Raw genomic sequence first — 18,068 nt, 5'->3', positions numbered from 1 at the left:
TAACAGGCTCAGGGCACGATCTTCTGGGCCTGTTCCCGCTCCAGCCACTTCACCGTGTGGCTGGGCACGAAATTCTCCAGCAGGTCCAGCAGCGCCGGCGCCTCCGGCGCATGCATCAGCAGCCGGGCATGGTCGGGCCGCACGAAGCCCTGCGCGACCAGATGGCTGGCAAAGCCGGCCAGGCCGTCATAGAAACCATCGACATTCAGCAGGCCGATCGGCTTTTCATGCAGGCCGAGCTGTGCCCAGGTCGTGACCTCGAACAATTCTTCCAGCGTGCCAAAGCCACCCGGCATCGCGATGAACCCGTCCGACAGCTCGGCCATCATGGCCTTGCGTTCATGCATGTCCTTCACCACATGCAGTTCGGTCAGGCCATGGTGGCCGACCTCGCGCTTCATCAGCGCCTGAGGAATCACGCCGGTGGCCCTGCCGCCGCCCTGCATCACGGCATCCGCGATGGCGCCCATCAGGCCCACATTGCCGCCACCGTATACCAGCCCGATATCGCGCCTGACGAGTTCCTGCCCGAGTGCGCGCGCAGCCTGCGCATAGCGCTCGGAGGCGCCCATCGCGGAGCCGCAATAGACGCAGAGTGATCTGATTTTTTTCATTGGAACGAAACCTGCTGAATGAGTTGAATAAGTTAAGTGAGTTGAATGAGTTGATTCGAATCGAATTCATCGGCTTGCGCTGAACAGCTCACCTGGGACGCTTCGAGTATTCCTCGACCAGCTTCAGGAACAGCGCATGCGTATCGCCCCTAAGATACGGTCCAATCAGTGACAGAACCTGGTAGCAGCCGCGCATCAGGGCTTCCGCCATCACCTGCTGCTCGGTGTACCGGCGCGGATTGAGCACGTATTCATACGACATCCAGTAACTCGCCACCACCACGATGTTCGATGCCAGCGCGTCGATTTCCATATCGCTTGCCTGCAGCGCGCCGTCGCTGCGCAAGCCCTCGCAAAGCTGCCGCGCGACCAGGATCTTGTGCTTGTAGATTTCCTTGAACTGCAGTTCGAGCTTGCGGTTGCGCGAGAGCAGGTCCGACAGGTCGCGATAGAAAAAACGGTAGCGCCAGTGCAGCTCGAAAATCAGGTGCAGGTAGAGCCAGACGTCCTCGATGGTCGGGCGGCGGTCAGCCGGCACCGACAGCATGCGGATGATCTCGCCTTCGAACTGGGCAAAAATCGAGTCGACGATGTCGTCCTTGTTGCGGAAGTGGTAGTACAGGTTGCCAGGCGAAATGCCCATTTCCTCGGCAATGATGGTCGTGGTGATGTTCGGTTCGCCGAACTCATTGAACAAGCGCAGCGATAGTTCCAGTATCCGTTCGCGGGTGCGGCGTGGCGCTTTTGCTTGCATTGGCGGGGAAGGGGGCGTGAACTGTCGGGTGGGGGGCTAGGATAGCATTGAAGCCGGCATTCCCGAAGCAGGAGCGCCGGCTCATGACCTGCTCCCGCGCCTCACTCGGGCAACACCACCTTGTCGAGAATATGGATCACGCCGTTATCGGCCGCCACGTCGCTCTCGATCACATTGGCCTGATCGACCGTTACCTTGCCATTGTCCGACTTGACCGTAACGAAGTCCCCCTGCGTAGTCTTGATCTGGCCCGGCTTGACTTCGGTGACCAGCATCTTGCCGGGCACGACATGGTGCGCCAGTACGGCGGCCAGCTTGACCTTATCCCTGGACAGTGCTTCCCAGCTGCCTGCGGGCAGCTTTGAAAATGCCTCGTCGCTGGGAGCAAATACGGTATAGGGGCCGGTTCCCTTCAGCGTTTCATTGAATCCGGCGGACTTGACAGCAGCCGAGAAAATCTTGAGATTGGTTGCCGAAGCCGCCTTGTCCATCAGGTCGGCTGCGCTGCTGGCCGCACTGAACGCCAGCAGCAGCATCGTTGCCAAATATTTGAAAATGTTCTTCATTGCAGTTCCTTTAAGGCTATGCCCGATACGCCGTGCTGCATGCACGGAAGCATCAAGGCTCTTCCATATGGTTGCCATACAATCGAAAAGTTTCAATTGCAACCCGGCCATGCCATGGCATTCCCGCCATGCGCAAAGGGGGAACACACTTTCATGGAAATAAATCAAACCGTCAGGACATGCATCATTGCCATTGCCTGGGCATGGCTGGCAGGCATTGCCTGTCTGTTTCTTTCATTGCAGTTCAGTCCGCCGCGCTTTTCATTCGATGCCATGGGCGGCGCGCTGTGGACGTCGGTGAGGTCCAGCCTGCTCTACGTGCTGCCGCCATTGCTGGCGCTGACAGTGTGGCGGCTGCGGCGCAGAAAGCTCGACGCAGCGATTGCGGTGCTGATCGCCTGCCTGTGGATGCTGCTGACGGTGGGATGGTGGGCGATACACTTCAATCCGTTTCCGTGGATGGCGACCCTGCGCAACATGTTGCTGCTGCTGCCGTCGATTCTCGTGCCCTGCCTGATCTTCTGGCGCCTGCTTGCCCGAAGCGTTCCGTAAGGACGTTCAACCGGCAGGGGCTTGCCTGATGGCTGCAATGACTTCCTTCAGCACGCCCGGATGCATGCCCAGGGCAACATGGCCAACGCCATTGAACTCGATATTGACGGCACCGGGAAGGCATGAGGACAACTGCGGCGACACGATATTGTCCTGATGGGAGTAGAGCGAGATGAACAGGCTGCGCGCGGCAGGATCTTCGCAGCGTTCAAGGCGCGCCAGCCAGGCGCTGCAACGGCCTTCGGCGGCGCTGCCATTCCAGCGCATCTGGCGCGAATTATGGCCGGCGCCGAAACGGGCGAGACCGGTACCGCGGTGCGGCGTTCCCAGGGTGATCACACGCGCCACCCGCGCCGCGCCGTGGTCGCGCAGGTAGGCGCGTGCAACAAGGCCACCCATGCTATGGCCGACGATGATCAGTTTCTGCCGTCCGGTCTTGCGGCAGATTTCCTCGATGCGGGCATGCAGCGCAGGCACGAACTGGTCAATGCCGGCAAATACCGGTTCGAGGTCGATCGTGTAATGGCTGATGTCTGCCCGGCGCAATGCCCGGCTCATGAAATGCCAGTAACCGCTGTTGCATCCGTAACCATGGACCAGCAGCACCGGCGGCAGGTTTGCCTTGCCCTGCCATTCGCGGAACGTGCAAAAGCCCATGGTCCAGGAGGAAGTGACCATGGAAGCGCAGTACTCGGTCAGGAACAGGCGGAGCGCCGCAAGGCGGCCGACTCTGTGGTGATCCGGTGTTTCGCTGCGGTACAGCCAGGCCAGTCCGAAATTGTTTGCGGTGATCGCCATTCTCACCAGCAGCACCGCGCCGATTGCCAGCAGCGCGGCCAACACGTGGTTGTCCATGCCGAATCGTCTGGTTGCGAGCAGGTAGAGCGCTGCTGCGATCAGCAGCTGGGCGGACAGCAGGATACGCGTGGCGCGGATGACCATATCTGAGCAGGGTTTGGTTGGAGTCGGACTGGAATGCTGCGCCCTGCGCCCGCTCACCAGCGCGGATGCTCAGGCTGCCTTTGCGCGCTTGCGTTTGCCCAGCGTCACGGGCAGCCTTACCAGGCGTGTGCCGGCGATCCTGTCATGCAGGAACTGACGTTGCGGATCGAGGAAGGCCAGCATGGCCCAGATGGCGGCATTGGCACACGGAATCAAGACCAGCATCCAGCCTTTGGCGCCGACCAGCCATGCCACGACCAGGCCGGGCAGAAACCACATCCATGCCAGCGCATAACGCAGCACCGCATGCCAGAAGCCGACCGGGCCACCGGCGGCGCGCTCGAGGCGAATGCGCCAGGTTTTCATCGCCAGTGTCTGTCCGCCATGCGACCAGAACCAGGCAAAGTAAACGGCAAGCACAATGAACAGCCAGATTTCCATCGCGCCCCGCAGATACAGCGCATGGCGCTGCTGGGTCATGGTCGAGAACAGCCAGCCGGCAATGAAAAGCACGCCAAACAGCAGCATTGCCTCATAAAGCATGCAGGCAAGGCGAACGCGCAGGGAAGGTGTCGCGGAAGGTTCCAAAGCCGGGGTTTATTTTGAAATGGACGGCAAAAGCGGAGGTTGCTGCTCCTGTGCCTGTTGGGCAGGCTGCGGCACTGCAGGCTGCGCGGGTTTCTTCTGCGCGTCAGGCTGCCTCAGCACTGCCTTGGAGGGCGGCACCAGCTTGCCATTGTCCTGCGCCGCAGGCGGCAGAACGGTCACCCGCTTTCTGGCAAGTGCTTCTTCCGCAAGCTTGTTCTTCTGCTCATCCGAGAGCTGCTGGTACTTTTCCCACTGCTCGTTTTTCTGCTCGGGTTCCAGTTTCTTCACGCGCGAATAGCTCTCGCGGGCTACACGGCGCTCTTCCGGACTGAGCTTGGCCCACTCGCGCATCCGTTCCTGCATGCGTGCCTGCTGGTCCGGTGTGAGGCTGGAATAATGCCTGGTGAGCTCTATCCATTTCTTCTTGCGGGCCGCATCGATCTTGTCCCAGTCGGCAGCCAGCGGGCTGAGTGCCTGCTGCTGCTCCGGATTCAGATCTTGCCAGAGCGGCCTGGCGACCGGCGCGGGCTTTGGCGGTGCTGCGGTTTTCAGAAGCGTGACGGAAGGCTGCGCACCGATGCTGTTCGAATGGGCGGCCAGCGGCAAGGCAAGCGCGCAGGCCAGAAGAGCAGGGGTATAGCGCAGCAAACCGGTCATCCTAGTCGCCCCGCCTGGCCAGGAAGGCATTGAAGCCGTGGTCGAGATAGGCATTCAGCGGCAATTCATCCGACAGAACCATGGCATCGATTTCCGCCAGTTCGCTGATCCGGTGCTGCTTCTCGGCCTGGTACATGCCAACCAGGCTGGCCAACACGACCACGACCGGCAGCGCTACCGACAGACGGCTGAGCCAGGAAAACGGATTGGCAAAGAATCCGCCAGCCGTGCCCTGTGCCGTTGCCGGCACGGAGGCCAGTACACGGATGGGCATATCGGCTTTCTTGCGCGCCAGCGCCGCCTGGCGGGCGGCTGCGAGGCGGCTGGTGGTGGAGGCAGGCAGGTGTTCGAGGTTCTGGTTCAGCGCGTGCCGCACCTTGTACGCGAAGTTGATTTCTTCCATGTTCATAAACGTATTCCTTTGGCTTTCAGGGCGTGAGCAAGGGCGTGTGTGGCTCGCGAGCAGTGCGTTTTCACGCTACCTTCGGAACATCCCATGATCGCGGCGGTTTCCGCGACGTCCATATCCTGCCAATAACGTAAAAGAAACGCTTCGCGTTGACGTCCGGGCAGTTTTTGTACTTCAGCGTCGATTGCCTGCAGCACCTGGTCGCGCGATACCTTGTCCTCGCTGGACTCGGCCGCTTGGGTGCCTTCCTCGGCTTCGTAATTTTCCAGCAGGTCGAACGGCTCGTTGTCGTCGCTGTTGCCGCGCAGGCCCGAAAACAGGGTGACCCACGTGCCCCTGACTTTTTCGCTACGGAAATAGTCGTGTATGGTGTTTTGCAGGATGCGCTGGAACAGCAGCGGCAGTTCGGCCGCCGGCTTGTCGCCATATTTTTCCGCCAGCTTGATCATGGCGTCCTGGACGATGTCCAGCGCCGCTTCGTCCTTGCGCACCGCGAACGCCGCCTGCTTGAAGGCGCGGCGTTCGACGCTTTCAAGAAAGTCGGAGAGTTCTTTGTCGGAGGCCATTCAGTGCGGCACGTTCTTGTTTTTTTGCGGAAGTATCGGGAGGCACAGCGCCTTCGGCAGACTGATGCGGATTGGCAATGCTGCGCATGCTAGCAAAAAAGCCCCGGATTGTGCGTATTTTTACGTCAGAATCAGGCAAAGTTACCTGATTTTCGAACAATTTATCTTGACCAATAGTGCATAAGGAAGTACGGTATCGTTCCCTCGTAACTCGAGGTCGTTTCATGTCTTTCGGCGCGCGACCCATGATGATGCCGCCGACTTAGGCACGCTTCTTTTGAAAGCTGTTTGCTCTAACCCGCGCCACAAGCGCGATGAATCCGTACCAGAACGCAGCACCTCCGGCTGAACGAGTGGCGTTTAGCGTCGATTTGAACCGCATACAACCCTGCGCAACGAACCGGCGTGACCGCACAAGAAAGGGATGCCCCAGGACTGCCTTCATGTCGGTTTCGCCAGGAGAGAGCATCCGATCAATCTCCAATGGACCTTGAAAGGACTAGTATGACCCAGGAACTTACCGGCGCAGACATCGTTGTCCGCTGCCTCGCCGAAGAGGGCGTCGAACACGTATTCGGCTATCCCGGCGGCGCTGTGCTCTACATCTACGACGCCATCTTCAAGCAGGACAAATTCCAGCACATCCTGGTGCGCCACGAACAGGCCGCCATCCATGCCGCTGACGCCTATTCCCGCAGCTCCAACAAGGTCGGCGTCGCCATCGTCACTTCCGGCCCGGGCGTGACCAATGCCGTGACCGGCCTGGCAACCGCCTACATGGATTCGATCCCGATGGTGATCATTTCCGGGCAGGTGCCGTCCACCGCGATCGGCCAGGACGCCTTTCAGGAATGCGACACCGTCGGCATTACCCGCCCCTGCGTCAAGCACAACTTCCTGGTGAAGGATGTGAAGGACCTGGCGACGACGATGAAGAAGGCCTTCTACATCGCCACCACGGGCCGTCCCGGCCCGGTGCTGGTCGATATCCCGAAGGACATCAGCATGCACACCTGCGCCTACGAGTATCCGAAGGAACTCGAGATGCGCTCGTACAAGCCGGTGGACAAGGGCCATGCCGGCCAGATCCGCAAGGCGATGCAGCTGCTGCTGTCGGCCGAACGTCCGATGATCTACACCGGCGGCGGCGTGATTCTCGCCAATGCCTCGCCTGAACTGAACAAGCTGGTCGACCGCCTCGGCTATCCCTGCACCAACACGCTGATGGGCTTGGGCGCATACCGCGCCTCGAGCGACAAGTTCGTCGGCATGCCGGGCATGCACGGCACCTATGAAGCCAACATGGCCATGCAGCACTGCGACGTGCTGATCGCCATCGGCGCCCGTTTCGACGACCGCGTGATCGGCAACCCCAAGCACTTTGCCTCGCATCCGCGCAAGATCATCCATATCGACATCGACCCATCGTCGATTTCCAAGCGGGTAAAGGTCGATATTCCCATTGTCGGCAACGTCAAGGATGTGCTGCAGGAATTGCTGACGCAGCTCGACGCCGCCGAGGCGCAGTCGGTGCGTCCGAATCCCGCCGCGCTGGCCAGCTGGTGGGTGCAGATCAACCAGTGGCGCGAGCGTGACTGCCTGAAATACCCGACCTCGCGCGAAGTCATCAAGCCGCAGTCGGTGGTGCAGAAGGTGTGGGAAGTCACCAATGGCGACGCCTTCATCACGTCCGACGTCGGCCAGCACCAGATGTGGGCGGCGCAGTACTACAACTTCGACAAGCCGCGTCGCTGGATCAATTCCGGCGGCCTGGGCACCATGGGCGTTGGCCTGCCGTACGCCATGGGCGTGCAGATGGCCAACCCGGACGCGACCGTTGCCTGCATCACCGGCGAAGCATCGATCCAGATGTGCATCCAGGAACTGGCAACCTGCAAGCAATACCACCTGACTCCCAAGATCATCCTGCTCAACAACCGCTTCCTGGGCATGGTCCGGCAATGGCAGCAGATCGACTACGGTTCGCGCTATTCCGAGTCCTACATGGATTCGCTGCCCGACTTCAGCAAGCTGGCCGAGTCGTTTGGCCACGTCGGCATGAAGATCGAGAACCCGAACGATGTCGACGGCGCACTGCGCGAGGCGTTCGCGATGAAGGACAGGCTGGTGTTCATGAACTTCATCACGGATCAGACCGAGAATGTCTGGCCCATGGTCAAGGCGGGCAAGGGCCTGACTGAAATGCTGCTGGGTTCGGAGGATCTGTAATGCGCCATATCATTTCTGTACTGCTGGAAAATGAAGCCGGTGCCCTGTCCCGCGTGGTTGGCCTCTTTTCGGCCCGCGGCTACAACATTGAAACCCTGACGGTTGCGCCGACCGAGGATGCAACGCTGTCGCGCATGACCATCGTTACCTCCGGATCGGACGATGTGATCGAGCAGATCACCAAGCACCTGAACCGGCTGATCGAAGTCGTCAAGGTGGTCGATCTGACCGAAGGCTCGCACATCGAGCGCGAGCTGATGCTCATCAAGGTGCGGGCAGTGGGCAAGGAACGTGAAGAGATGAAGCGCACCGCGGACATCTTCCGCGGCCGCATCATCGACGTCACTGAAAAGACCTACACCATTGAACTGACCGGCGCCAAGAGCAAGCTCGATGCCTTCATCGACTCCATCGATCGCAGCGCCATCCTTGAAACCGTGCGCACCGGCGGCTCCGGCATCGGCCGCGGCGAACGCATCCTCAAAGTTTAACCAGCCACACACTACCCATATCTTAGGAAGATCATGAAAGTTTTCTACGACAAAGACTGCGACCTGTCCCTGATCAAGGGCAAGAACGTTGCCATCATCGGCTACGGCTCCCAGGGTCATGCGCACGCGCAAAACCTCAACGACTCCGGCTGCAAGGTCACCGTTGGCCTGCGCCGCGGCGGCGCTTCCTGGAACAAGGTACAGGCTGCAGGCCTGAACGTGGCTGAAGTCAACGAGGCAGTCCAGGCTGCCGACGTGATCATGATCCTGCTGCCGGACGAGAACATCGCCCAGGTCTACAACGAGAACGTCGCGCCCTACGCCAAGGAAGGCGCCGTGCTGGCCTTTGCCCACGGCTTCAACGTGCACTACGGCCAGGTCGTGCCGCGCGCCGACCTCGACGTGATCATGATCGCGCCGAAGGCACCCGGCCACACCGTGCGTTCGACCTATGCCCAGGGCGGCGGCGTGCCGCACCTGATCGCCGTCTACCAGGACAAGTCCGGCAATGCCCGCGACATCGCGCTGTCCTATGCAATGGCCAACGGCGGCGGCCGCGCCGGCATCATCGAGACCAACTTCCGCGAAGAAACCGAGACCGACCTGTTCGGCGAGCAAGCGGTCCTGTGCGGCGGCACCGTCGAACTGATCAAGGCCGGTTTCGAGACCCTGGTGGAAGCCGGTTATGCACCGGAAATGGCTTACTTCGAATGCCTGCACGAACTCAAGCTGATCGTCGACCTGATCTATGAAGGCGGCATCGCCAACATGAACTACTCGATCTCCAACAACGCAGAGTACGGCGAATACGTCACCGGACCGCGCGTGGTGACCGAAGACACCAAGAACGCGATGCGCCAGTGCCTGAAGGACATCCAGACCGGCGAATATGCCAAGAGCTTCATCCTGGAAAACAAGGCCGGCGCGCCGACCCTGATTTCCCGTCGTCGCCTGACCGCCGAGCATCAGATCGAAGAAGTCGGCGCCAAGCTGCGCGCGATGATGCCGTGGATCGCGAAGAACAAGCTGGTGGATCAGTCCAAGAACTAATCGGTTTCATCGCCTACAAAAAGCTGTGCGTCCGCGCAGCTTTTTTTTCGTCCATTTTTTTATCAGGGAGTGACCATGAAGAGACACGCCATGCTGATGTGGCTGGGCGCCAGCCTGCTGTGCAGCGCCGCCCTGGCGCAGGCCCCGGCCCCGCAGCCGGCGCAGACCAGCGGCACGCTGGTCATCGTGCCGGCATCGGGCGAGGTCCGCCATGCCAATGATGAAGCGGTGCTGACATTGATGGTGGAGGAGCAGGACAAGGACAAGGCCGCCGCCGCGTCGCGCGTGAACCAGAAAATGAAGCAGGGCGCCGACATCGTGAAGCGGCAGGATCCCGCCGCCATCCTGCAGACCCGCGGCTATTACACCTACCCGGTCTATCCCGAGGGGCAGCCGCAGCCAAGGCCCGCCGGCGCCAGGCTGCAGCCGGTTGGCTGGCGGGTAGGGCAGTACCTGGACGTGACCACCACCAACCTGGCTGGCTTGCCGGCCACCGTGGCGGCAAGCCAGAAGGTGCTGGCGCTCAATGGCCTGCGCTTTGGCCTCTCGGCTGCCACCGCAAGGAAACTCGACCAGGAACGCATCGCCGCCACCTATCTCAACCTGAACGAGCGCATAGCCGCCATTGCCAGGGCGATGGGGCGCAATCAGGCCGATGCCACGCTCGATACGCTCGACTTCGAAGGCTCAGGCAACTACCTGCAGCAGGATGCGGCACCGAAGGCCATGCGTGCTGCCGCAGTTCAGGAAATGCAGGCCGTGGAAGAGCCGAGCTTCGAGCCGGGCGAAACCACGCTGCAGATGCGGGCGGTGGGCAAGGTGCGCTTTCGTTGAGCCTGCGGGCGTTACTTTTGAGCAGCCCTCGTCTAGAATAGCGGCGCTTCTTTATAATCCAGCTTTTGCCCGCCGGAACGCTATCTTCCTCTGAGTCTGCCCTGCCAGTCTGTCTAGCGGGCGCCCGATGCGGCCGCGACAAAACGCTCGCATCACATTAAAACGGAATCGCTATGGCTACATTCAACCGGCGCAAGCCCAAAGGCAATGTCACGCAGTTTCCCAAGGCGCCGCGCTCCCTGCGGCATGGGCTGCGTCGCGCGCCGCCCGAGGCAGCCACAGCCGACGATGTCGTCATCCGGCGCCGGCGCGGCATCTATCTGCTGCCCAATGCCTTCACCACGGCGGCATTGTTCTTCGGCTTCTACGCCATCGTCATGGCCATGAACCTGAAGTTCGATCAGGCCGCCATCGGCATCTTTGCCGCAATGGTGCTGGACGCTGTCGATGGCCGCGTCGCGCGCCTGACCAATACCCAGAGCGAATTCGGCGCGCAATATGACAGCCTGGCCGACATGGTGTCCTTCGGTGCCGCGCCGGCGCTGGTCATGTATGAGTGGTCGCTGCGCGGCCTTGGCAAATGGGGCTGGCTGGCCGCCTTTGTCTACTGCGCCGGCGCTGCCTTGCGGCTGGCGCGTTTCAACACCAACATCGCGGTGGTCGACAAGCGTTATTTCCAGGGACTGCCCAGCCCGGCCGCAGCGGCGCTGGTGGCCGGCTTCATCTGGCTGATGGATGACCTGCGTTTCGTCGGCAACCAGCTGACCTGGGCGGCGTGGGGCATCACCCTGTTCGCCGGCCTGACCATGGTGACCAATGTGCCGTTCTACAGTTTCAAGGATGTCAATTTCCGCAAGTCCGTGCCCTTTATCGCGGTATTCCTGATCGTGCTGATATTTGTTGCAATTTCCAGCGATCCGCCCAAGGTACTGTTCGGCCTGTTCATTCTTTACGGGCTGTCGGGCTACATCATCTTCTTCTGGCGCCTGCTCAAGGGCAAGCCGGTCAGCATCGTGCAGACCAAGCCGGAACATGACGGCGCCGAATAGCGGGGCTACACTTCATTCCTTCATCGACCGCAGCAGTCATCTATCGACATCAACAGGAGAGCAGCCATGGCCGCCAACCCAGAAAAACTGATCATATTCGACACCACGCTGCGTGACGGCGAGCAGTCGCCAGGCGCGTCGATGACCAAGGATGAAAAGATCCGCATCGCCCGCCAGCTCGAGCGGCTGAAGGTGGATGTGATCGAAGCCGGCTTCGCCGCTTCCTCGCAAGGCGATTTCGAAGCGATCAAGGCGATCGCCGGCGTGATCAAGGATTCCACTGTCTGCTCCTTATCCCGTGCCAATGACCGCGACATTTCCCGCGCGGCCGAGGCGCTGGCCGCCGCGTCGCGCAAGCGCATCCACACCTTCATCGCCACCTCGGCGCTGCACATGGAAAAGAAGCTGCGCATGACGCCAGACCAGGTGCATGAGCAGGCCAGGCTGGCGGTGCGCTTTGCGCGCCAGTTCACGGATGATGTCGAATTCAGCCCCGAAGACGGCAGCCGCTCCGACATGGATTTCCTGTGCCGGGTGATCGAATCTGTCATCAGCGAAGGCGCCACGACCATCAACTTCGCCGATACCGTCGGCTATGGCGTACCCGAGCTGTACGGCAACATGATCCGCACGCTGCGCGAGCGGATTCCGAATTCCGACAAGGCGATCTGGTCGGTGCATTGCCATAACGACCTCGGCATGGCGGTCGCCAATTCGCTGGCCGGCGTGATGATAGGCGGCGCGCGCCAGGTCGAGTGCACCATCAATGGCCTGGGCGAGCGTGCCGGCAATACGGCGCTGGAGGAAATCGTGATGGCGGTGCGTACCCGGCGCGACCATTTCAATCTGGAAGTCGGCGTCGATGCCAGCCAGATCGTGCCGACCTCCAAGCTGGTGTCGCAGATCACCGGCTTCGCGGTGCAGCCCAACAAGTCGGTGGTGGGCGCCAACGCCTTCGCCCACGCATCCGGCATCCACCAGGACGGCATCCTGAAGGCGCGCGATACCTATGAAATCATGCGCGCCGAAGACGTAGGCTGGAGCGCCAACAAGATCGTGCTGGGCAAGCTGTCCGGCCGCAATGCCTTCAAGCAGCGCCTGGAAGAGCTGGGCATCAAGCTCGACTCGGAAGCCGAAGTCAATGCCGCCTTCAGCCGCTTCAAGGAACTGGCAGACCGCAAGTCCGATATCTTCGACGAAGACATCATGGCGCTGGTGTCGGACGAGCAGCAGTCGCATGAAAACGAGTATTACCGGTATGTATCGCTGTCCCAGCATTCCGAAACCGGCGAGCGGCCCACCGCGCGCGTGGTGTTCTCGGTCGATGGCCGCGAAGTCAGCTGCGAAGGGCAGGGCAATGGCCCGGTCGACGCCATCGTCAATGCCATCGAATCCAATACGCGGAGCGGCGCCGAACTGCTGCTGTTCTCGGTCAATGCCATCACCACCGGCACCCAGTCGCAGGGCGAGGTAACGATGCGGCTGTCCAAGTCGGGCCGCATCGTCAACGGCGTCGGCGCCGATCTCGACATCGTGGTGGCCTCGGCCAAGGCCTACTTGTCCGCGCTCAACAAGCTGCATTCCAAGACCGAGAAGCTCAACCCGCAGCTTTGATCAAATCGGCGCGGAGGCGGTAAGACAGCATGGCTGTCTTCGGCGCCTCCGTATTCCGTGCTAAGGTTGTTGCGAATTTGTTACGTGGTCCGGCATTTACAGGACCTCCCTTGTTCGCAACTCGCCAGCCGGACGGTCGTGCCGGCTGCAATGGCAGCTTATGACCCATATCGTTATCCTGGGCTGTGGTTTCGGTGGCCTGGAAGCCGCGCGCGGACTGGCGCGCGCCGACGTCCGCATCACCCTGATCGATCGCAGCAATCACCATCTTTTCCAACCCCTGCTTTACCAGGTCGCGACCGCCGGCCTGTCCGGCCCGGCCATTGCCGCGCCGATCCGGCATATCCTGGCCCGGCAGCGCAACCTGACCACCCTGATGGCCACGGTCACTGCAGTCGACGTGCCGCGGCGCATGGTGCTGCTGGCCGACGGCGGCGCCATCCCCTATGACTACCTGATCGTCGCCACCGGCTCGACCCATAGTTACTTCGGCAACGACCAGTGGGCGGAGGTGGCGCCGGGCCTGAAAACCCTGGGCGACGCATTCGAGATCCGGCGCCGCATCCTGATGAGCTTCGAACATGCCGAACGCGAGCCGGAAGAGCAGGCCAGAGCACCATGGCTGACCTTCGTGGTGGTCGGCGCGGGCGCTACCGGCGTGGAAATGGCCGGCACCATGACCGAGATCGGCCAGTACACCCTGAACGGCGAATTCCGCCGCATCGACTCCAGGAAGGCCCGTGTGGTGCTGATCGAAGGGAGCGACCGGGTACTGCCGCCTTATCCGCCTGACCTGTCGGAAAAGGCCAGGAAGCAGCTCGAGCATCTGGGCGTGGAAGTGCGCACCGGCTGCCGCGTGACGGCCATCGACAGGGACGGCGTCACCTTCACCAGCGCCAATGGCGAGGAAAGGCTGAACGCGAAGACGGTGATCTGGTCTGCCGGTGTTGCGGCGTCCCCGATAGGCAAGACGCTGGGCGTGGAGCTGGACCGGTCCGGTCGCGTTCCTGTCGGCCCGGACCTGACCATTGCAGGCCATCCTGAGGTCTACGTGATCGGCGATCTGGCCGCGGCGAAGTCCGGGGGGCAGCCGGTGCCGGGCGTCTCGCCGGCGGCCAAGCAGATGGGCCGCACGGCCGCCCGCAACATCCTGCTGCACATGCGCGGCAAGCCGCCGGAAACCTTTTGCTACAAGGACTATGGCGCGCTGGCCACCATCGGCAGGAAGTCAGCGGTAGCCAAGGTGGGCAACATCAAGTTCTCGGGCTTGCCGGCCTGGCTGTTCTGGTTGTTCGTGCATGTCTATTTCCTGATCGGCTTTCGCAGCCGGCTGATGGTGCTGACCGACTGGGCCTGGGCCTATTTCACCTTCAAGCGCAATGCCAGGCTGGTGGTGGGAACGGATGACGAGCCCGATGCGCTTGAGGGCGGGGCGGTCGGGCGTCGCGGAAGAGCCAGCCGTGAGGCATAGCAGCGGGCTTGCGCTGTTGCCATTACAATCAGTTTCCTTTTCAACCCAGTCTGACAGACTTTTTTGATGGACCTTTCATGCGCGCTATAGAAATCACCCAGCCCGGAGCCCCGGAAGTCCTGCAACTGTGCGACCGACCCATGCCGGTGGCCAAGCCAGGCGAAGTCATCATCAAGGTGCATGCTGCCGGCATCAACCGTCCCGATGTCTTTCAGCGCACCGGCAACTATCCTGTGCCGCCTGGCGCATCCGACCTGCCCGGCCTGGAAGTGGCTGGCGAGATTGTCGATGGCGACCTTGGCAGCAGCGGTTTTTCCAAGGGCGACATGGTTTGCGCGCTGGTGCAGGGTGGCGGCTACGCGGAGTACTGCGCCGCGCCGGTGGAGCAGTGTCTTCCGGTGCCCAAGGGCCTGTCGGCGATTGAAGCAGCCTCGCTGCCGGAAACCTTTTTCACCGTCTGGAGCAATGTATTCGATCGCGGCAACCTGAGCGAGGGCGAAACCCTGCTGGTACAGGGCGGCACATCCGGCATTGGCGTCACCGCAATCCAGCTCGCCACCGCGATGGGCCGCAGGGTGTTCGCCACCGCCGGGTCGGACGACAAGTGCCGCGCCTGCGAAAGCCTGGGCGCCGAGCGCGGCATCAATTACCGCAGCGAGGACTTTGTCGAAATCGTGAAGGCGGCGACCGGCGGCAAGGGCGTGGACGTGGTGCTGGACATGGTTGCCGGCGATTACCTGCCACGCGAAGTCAGCTGCCTGGCTGATGACGGCCGCATTGTGATCATTGCGCTGCTCGGGGGCGCAAAAGCCAACGTCAGTCTCGGCGACATACTGCGCCGGCGCCTCACCATCACCGGCTCGACCCTGCGGCCGCGCCCGGTCGCGTTCAAGGCGGCCATCGCCGCAAAGCTCAGGCAAAACGTCTGGCCGTTGCTGGAGTCGGGCAAGATCAAGCCGGTGATCTACAAGACTTTCCCGCTGGCGGAGGCGGCCCAGGCGCATGCGCTGATGGAGTCGAGCACGCATGTGGGCAAGATCATGCTGGAAGTGATTTGAAGGGCTGATAGGTGATCATGCTGGTAGTTGCTGCGAACCGCCATGCCGTTCAGGTTACGAACCAGCCCCTTTCACTTTCGACAGCACAAAGGCAGCCGAAAATGGCTGCCTTTGTCCTTAATGACCTATGGCGGATAAGCACCTGGGCAAAAAAACGTTTGAATCACTTGCCAGAGCCAGCCTGTCGGTTCGATATACCAGGCTTATCAATGAGCAGCCCAGTTCAAGGGCTGCTCCAACTTCTGTTCCTTCTCGTCCCTCCGATACGGCCTCAACAAGTATTGCGCCCTCAAAGCCAAAATTACGCACCGTCGTAGAGGCTTGTCCACCCGCCAGCATGAAAGGCCTGCTTGGACTTTATCAGGGCAACATAAGAATGTTTCAGAGCCCGTTCTGGCTTGTGGAAGAACAGCGGCGCCTTTCCGGGAAAAGTGGATACGATCCGGCCGGTGAAAAACGCATTGCTGCCGGTAATTCCCTGCTTGACTTGTGCCGTTTCGTGGAAATTCTGCTCAATAAGATCAGTCAGGAGAAGTACTCGCCAACTGCCGCCAGAACCGCGAATAAGCTTGGAGAAAAGTTTGCCGGGATATGGAGCGATCTGTACCTTGCGGTCCATCACATGAGGGACGATTGCAAACGCTCAGGCGCTCTTGTTCGCCATGCCGGGATGGAACTATTGGATCTGGGTGTCGAACTCGAAGATGGACATTCCTATCCGGATGTCTGGGCTCAAAAGCTGGTGTCGCGATTGGAAGTGCTTTCTGCCGGGATCGCGGACGCCTATGAGCTGCTGGGTCGAATTCCCAAGAACAGCAAAGAAAAAGGCAAGTCGATCAAGAATGTTCTTTCACCCGATGTCTCTATCGCAAAAAGAAGCGAGGCCGAGAAGAGGCTGGTGACTTTCAATAGTTCCAATGATGCAAATGCGGGGATACCCCGCGAAATCGCGGTCATCTGTGATGCCGTCAATGAGTTGCTAATGAAACTTGGCCGATCCGACACGGGCAGTTCCGAGACAATAGGGATGCTTAAATTATGCGCAGCACGCTTGAAAAGCATACTCTCGTCGTCCTATTCATTAAAAAGGTGGGAGCTTGAGCTGCATCGGGCGCATTACATTTTCAGGCAAGCAGCAAGGCAATTGTCAATAGATCAGGAAAAGGGCAGTCAGGACACTGTTGATGTGCCAAAAAACTTGCCTTACGACAGAATGACCGCCTATATAGGCGACAGGTTTGAAGATACGGTCGAACACATACTGCGGGGGGTAGACACGGGTTATGCGCGTCATAACTTTACTATCAGGAAGCAAAGCGTGCGAACGAACTCAAGAGGCGTCTTGCGGTCGCTGATAACCAGCCCGGCTCGAAAGAATGGGATGGCAAGCGACACATTCAATAAAACGCATTTGGTGCCCGCTGAAGAAGGCCGGGGTGCAAATGTGCAGAATCAGACGGGAAACAAATCAGCGCCGGTATCAGCCATTACTTCGCCGCCAGCGAGCACTGGCGCCAGTACTGCACTTTCCAAAGCAGCCATCAACTTAGAGAGCAAGATCGACGAGGGCAAAAATAGGCCTGCCAGGGCCAAGGAAGAGCGGGGTGTTGCGCGGCAAGAGGGGTCTACTCAGGATGCCACTGCGCGGCGCCAGCCTGGCGCCCGGGCTGCAGTCATGGGCGTCTACTGGCGGGAATTCCAGGACCTGTCTCAGCAGCAGCGCGTGGAAAAGAAGCGCGATTAACACGCGCTGTCATTGCTTCAATACAATTCAAACACCTCACTCGTTTGACCGGGTTACGCCCTCGGGCTAAAATGATGGGTTCTCAAAAATCCAAAATTCTATGCGTCGCAAACTGATCACCGGAAACTGGAAGATGAATGGCGGCCTGGCGTCGAATGCCGCCTTGCTCTCTGCAGTCAAGTCCGAACTCGGGCAGCCATCATGCCAGGTTGCTGTGTGCGCGCCTGCGCCTTACCTGGCTCAATGCCAGCAATTGCTCTCCGGTACGCAGGTTGCCTGGGGAGCGCAGGACGTGTCCGCCCATGATGCCGGCGCTTACACCGGCGAAGTCTCCGCAGCAATGGTCAAGGATTTCGACTGTGCTTATGTCATCGTCGGCCACTCCGAACGTCGTGCCTACCATGGGGAAAGCGATGAGACGGTTGGCCGCAAGGCCGCGCGTGCGATCGCGGCTGGCTTGATTCCTATTGCCTGTGTTGGCGAAACCCTGGCCGAGCGGGAAGCAGGGCAGACCGAACAGGTGGTGCAGCGGCAGCTCGACGCAGTGCTTGCGCAGCTCGCCGGCAACGATCTGGCGAAACTGGTCGTGGCATATGAGCCGGTCTGGGCGATCGGCACCGGTAAAACCGCGACGCCGCAGATGGCCCAGGATGTACACGCCTTTCTCCGTGGCCGGATTGCTGCCCGCGACGCGCAGGCTGCATCAGGCATCCAGATTCTTTATGGCGGAAGCATGAAGCCTGACAATGCTGCCGAACTGCTTGCGATGTCAGATATCGATGGCGGCCTGATTGGCGGCGCGGCGCTGAAGGCGACCGATTTTCTCGCGATCGTGCGTGCCGCGGCTTAACGCTTTACTTCTCTTGTACTGGAATTTGCA

General features: G+C 60.5%; 19 protein-coding genes. 11 read left to right on the top strand and 8 right to left on the bottom strand.

The window, feature by feature from the left end; translation table 11 throughout:
• Window positions 1-8: 8 nt before the first annotated feature.
• From KTQ42_RS09295 to KTQ42_RS09285, 3 genes are all read right to left on the bottom strand, one after another.
• On the bottom strand, window positions 9-605 hold the full coding sequence (locus KTQ42_RS09295) for a TIGR00730 family Rossman fold protein (RefSeq protein WP_217346883.1): 597 nt from the start codon (window positions 603-605) through the stop codon (window positions 9-11).
• Window positions 606-702: 97 nt separating this feature from the next.
• The gene (locus tag KTQ42_RS09290) at window positions 703-1,368 is read right to left on the bottom strand and encodes a TetR/AcrR family transcriptional regulator (protein ID WP_217345250.1); all 666 of its coding nucleotides are present in this window, start codon (window positions 1,366-1,368) and stop codon (window positions 703-705) included.
• 101 nt (window positions 1,369-1,469) lie between these two features.
• Window positions 1,470-2,045: a fasciclin domain-containing protein gene (locus KTQ42_RS09285; protein ID WP_249222697.1), complete on the bottom strand. Its 576-nt coding sequence runs from the start codon at window positions 2,043-2,045 to the stop codon at window positions 1,470-1,472.
• 42 nt (window positions 2,046-2,087) lie between these two features.
• On the opposite strand from KTQ42_RS09285, the gene KTQ42_RS09280 reads away from it, so the two are divergent.
• On the top strand, window positions 2,088-2,486 hold the full coding sequence (locus KTQ42_RS09280) for a hypothetical protein (protein ID WP_217345249.1): 399 nt from the start codon (window positions 2,088-2,090) through the stop codon (window positions 2,484-2,486).
• A gap of 6 nt (window positions 2,487-2,492) precedes the next feature.
• Here KTQ42_RS09280 and KTQ42_RS09275 read toward each other — a convergent pair whose 3' ends face one another.
• The 5 genes from KTQ42_RS09275 to KTQ42_RS09255 form a co-directional block, all read right to left on the bottom strand.
• Window positions 2,493-3,428, bottom strand: a complete 936-nt coding sequence (locus KTQ42_RS09275; RefSeq protein WP_217345248.1) for an alpha/beta fold hydrolase — start codon at window positions 3,426-3,428, stop codon at window positions 2,493-2,495.
• A gap of 69 nt (window positions 3,429-3,497) precedes the next feature.
• Window positions 3,498-3,992 (bottom strand): RDD family protein, encoded by a 495-nt coding sequence (locus tag KTQ42_RS09270; protein ID WP_283093294.1) that lies wholly within the window; start codon window positions 3,990-3,992, stop codon window positions 3,498-3,500.
• 33 nt (window positions 3,993-4,025) lie between these two features.
• Window positions 4,026-4,673: a DUF3106 domain-containing protein gene (locus KTQ42_RS09265; protein WP_217345246.1), complete on the bottom strand. Its 648-nt coding sequence runs from the start codon at window positions 4,671-4,673 to the stop codon at window positions 4,026-4,028.
• A gap of 1 nt (window position 4,674) precedes the next feature.
• Window positions 4,675-5,082 (bottom strand): DUF3619 family protein, encoded by a 408-nt coding sequence (locus tag KTQ42_RS09260; RefSeq protein ID WP_217345245.1) that lies wholly within the window; start codon window positions 5,080-5,082, stop codon window positions 4,675-4,677.
• The gene (locus tag KTQ42_RS09255) at window positions 5,079-5,648 is read right to left on the bottom strand and encodes an RNA polymerase sigma factor (protein ID WP_217345244.1); all 570 of its coding nucleotides are present in this window, start codon (window positions 5,646-5,648) and stop codon (window positions 5,079-5,081) included. Before KTQ42_RS09255 ends, KTQ42_RS09260 begins: the two co-directional genes overlap by 4 nt.
• Before the next feature lie 504 nt (window positions 5,649-6,152).
• Between KTQ42_RS09255 and KTQ42_RS09250 the strand changes: the two genes are divergently transcribed.
• The 10 genes from KTQ42_RS09250 (at window position 6,153) to tpiA (ending at window position 18,038) form a co-directional block, all read left to right on the top strand.
• A complete protein-coding gene (locus tag KTQ42_RS09250; protein WP_217345243.1) occupies window positions 6,153-7,877 on the top strand; it encodes an acetolactate synthase 3 catalytic subunit in 1,725 nt (574 codons plus the stop codon).
• Window positions 7,877-8,368 (top strand): acetolactate synthase small subunit, encoded by a 492-nt coding sequence (ilvN, locus tag KTQ42_RS09245; RefSeq protein ID WP_194714051.1) that lies wholly within the window; start codon window positions 7,877-7,879, stop codon window positions 8,366-8,368. The genes KTQ42_RS09250 and ilvN overlap by 1 nt, the downstream gene beginning before the upstream one ends.
• 33 nt (window positions 8,369-8,401) lie before the next feature.
• A complete protein-coding gene (ilvC, locus tag KTQ42_RS09240) occupies window positions 8,402-9,418 on the top strand; it encodes a ketol-acid reductoisomerase (protein ID WP_217345242.1) in 1,017 nt (338 codons plus the stop codon).
• Window positions 9,419-9,493: 75 nt separating this feature from the next.
• Window positions 9,494-10,252: an SIMPL domain-containing protein gene (locus KTQ42_RS09235; RefSeq protein ID WP_217345241.1), complete on the top strand. Its 759-nt coding sequence runs from the start codon at window positions 9,494-9,496 to the stop codon at window positions 10,250-10,252.
• A gap of 173 nt (window positions 10,253-10,425) precedes the next feature.
• Entirely contained in the window at window positions 10,426-11,301 is an 876-nt protein-coding gene (pssA, locus tag KTQ42_RS09230; protein ID WP_217345240.1) for a CDP-diacylglycerol--serine O-phosphatidyltransferase, read from the top strand.
• 66 nt (window positions 11,302-11,367) lie between these two features.
• Window positions 11,368-12,915: a 2-isopropylmalate synthase gene (locus KTQ42_RS09225; protein ID WP_217345239.1), complete on the top strand. Its 1,548-nt coding sequence runs from the start codon at window positions 11,368-11,370 to the stop codon at window positions 12,913-12,915.
• Between the two features lie 160 nt (window positions 12,916-13,075).
• A complete protein-coding gene (locus tag KTQ42_RS09220; RefSeq protein ID WP_217345238.1) occupies window positions 13,076-14,386 on the top strand; it encodes an NAD(P)/FAD-dependent oxidoreductase in 1,311 nt (436 codons plus the stop codon).
• A 77-nt stretch (window positions 14,387-14,463) separates the two neighbouring features.
• A complete protein-coding gene (locus tag KTQ42_RS09215) occupies window positions 14,464-15,444 on the top strand; it encodes an NAD(P)H-quinone oxidoreductase (RefSeq protein WP_217345237.1) in 981 nt (326 codons plus the stop codon).
• Between the two features lie 337 nt (window positions 15,445-15,781).
• Window positions 15,782-17,188, top strand: coding sequence for a hypothetical protein (locus KTQ42_RS09210; protein ID WP_217345236.1), 1,407 nt, complete (start codon window positions 15,782-15,784; stop codon window positions 17,186-17,188).
• 100 nt (window positions 17,189-17,288) lie between these two features.
• On the top strand, window positions 17,289-18,038 hold the full coding sequence (tpiA, locus tag KTQ42_RS09205; protein ID WP_217345235.1) for a triose-phosphate isomerase: 750 nt from the start codon (window positions 17,289-17,291) through the stop codon (window positions 18,036-18,038).
• Window positions 18,039-18,068 lie beyond the last annotated feature (30 nt).

It is taken from the genome of Noviherbaspirillum sp. L7-7A (assembly GCF_019052805.1).
Classification (GTDB): Bacteria; Pseudomonadota; Gammaproteobacteria; order Burkholderiales; family Burkholderiaceae_D; genus Noviherbaspirillum_A.
The sequence above is the reverse complement of the archived record's forward strand: the minus strand, read 5'-3'. Positions and strand labels throughout refer to the sequence as shown.

What these genes read in the sequence shown, in the direction of transcription:
- KTQ42_RS09290 (WP_217345250.1), bottom strand. Translation starts at nt 1,368, where the DNA reads ATGCAAGCAAAAGCGCCACGCCGCACCCGCGAACGGATACTGGAACTA.
- KTQ42_RS09285 (WP_249222697.1), bottom strand. Translation starts at nt 2,045, where the DNA reads ATGGCCGGGTTGCAATTGAAACTTTTCGATTGTATGGCAACCATATGG.
- KTQ42_RS09280 (WP_217345249.1), top strand. Translation starts at nt 2,088, where the DNA reads ATGGAAATAAATCAAACCGTCAGGACATGCATCATTGCCATTGCCTGG.
- KTQ42_RS09275 (WP_217345248.1), bottom strand. Translation starts at nt 3,428, where the DNA reads ATGGTCATCCGCGCCACGCGTATCCTGCTGTCCGCCCAGCTGCTGATC.
- KTQ42_RS09265 (WP_217345246.1), bottom strand. Translation starts at nt 4,673, where the DNA reads ATGACCGGTTTGCTGCGCTATACCCCTGCTCTTCTGGCCTGCGCGCTT.
- KTQ42_RS09260 (WP_217345245.1), bottom strand. Translation starts at nt 5,082, where the DNA reads ATGAACATGGAAGAAATCAACTTCGCGTACAAGGTGCGGCACGCGCTG.
- KTQ42_RS09255 (WP_217345244.1), bottom strand. Translation starts at nt 5,648, where the DNA reads ATGGCCTCCGACAAAGAACTCTCCGACTTTCTTGAAAGCGTCGAACGC.
- KTQ42_RS09250 (WP_217345243.1), top strand. Translation starts at nt 6,153, where the DNA reads ATGACCCAGGAACTTACCGGCGCAGACATCGTTGTCCGCTGCCTCGCC.
- ilvN (WP_194714051.1), top strand. Translation starts at nt 7,877, where the DNA reads ATGCGCCATATCATTTCTGTACTGCTGGAAAATGAAGCCGGTGCCCTG.
- ilvC (WP_217345242.1), top strand. Translation starts at nt 8,402, where the DNA reads ATGAAAGTTTTCTACGACAAAGACTGCGACCTGTCCCTGATCAAGGGC.
- KTQ42_RS09235 (WP_217345241.1), top strand. Translation starts at nt 9,494, where the DNA reads ATGAAGAGACACGCCATGCTGATGTGGCTGGGCGCCAGCCTGCTGTGC.
- pssA (WP_217345240.1), top strand. Translation starts at nt 10,426, where the DNA reads ATGGCTACATTCAACCGGCGCAAGCCCAAAGGCAATGTCACGCAGTTT.
- KTQ42_RS09225 (WP_217345239.1), top strand. Translation starts at nt 11,368, where the DNA reads ATGGCCGCCAACCCAGAAAAACTGATCATATTCGACACCACGCTGCGT.
- KTQ42_RS09220 (WP_217345238.1), top strand. Translation starts at nt 13,076, where the DNA reads ATGACCCATATCGTTATCCTGGGCTGTGGTTTCGGTGGCCTGGAAGCC.
- KTQ42_RS09215 (WP_217345237.1), top strand. Translation starts at nt 14,464, where the DNA reads ATGCGCGCTATAGAAATCACCCAGCCCGGAGCCCCGGAAGTCCTGCAA.
- KTQ42_RS09210 (WP_217345236.1), top strand. Translation starts at nt 15,782, where the DNA reads ATGAAAGGCCTGCTTGGACTTTATCAGGGCAACATAAGAATGTTTCAG.
- tpiA (WP_217345235.1), top strand. Translation starts at nt 17,289, where the DNA reads ATGCGTCGCAAACTGATCACCGGAAACTGGAAGATGAATGGCGGCCTG.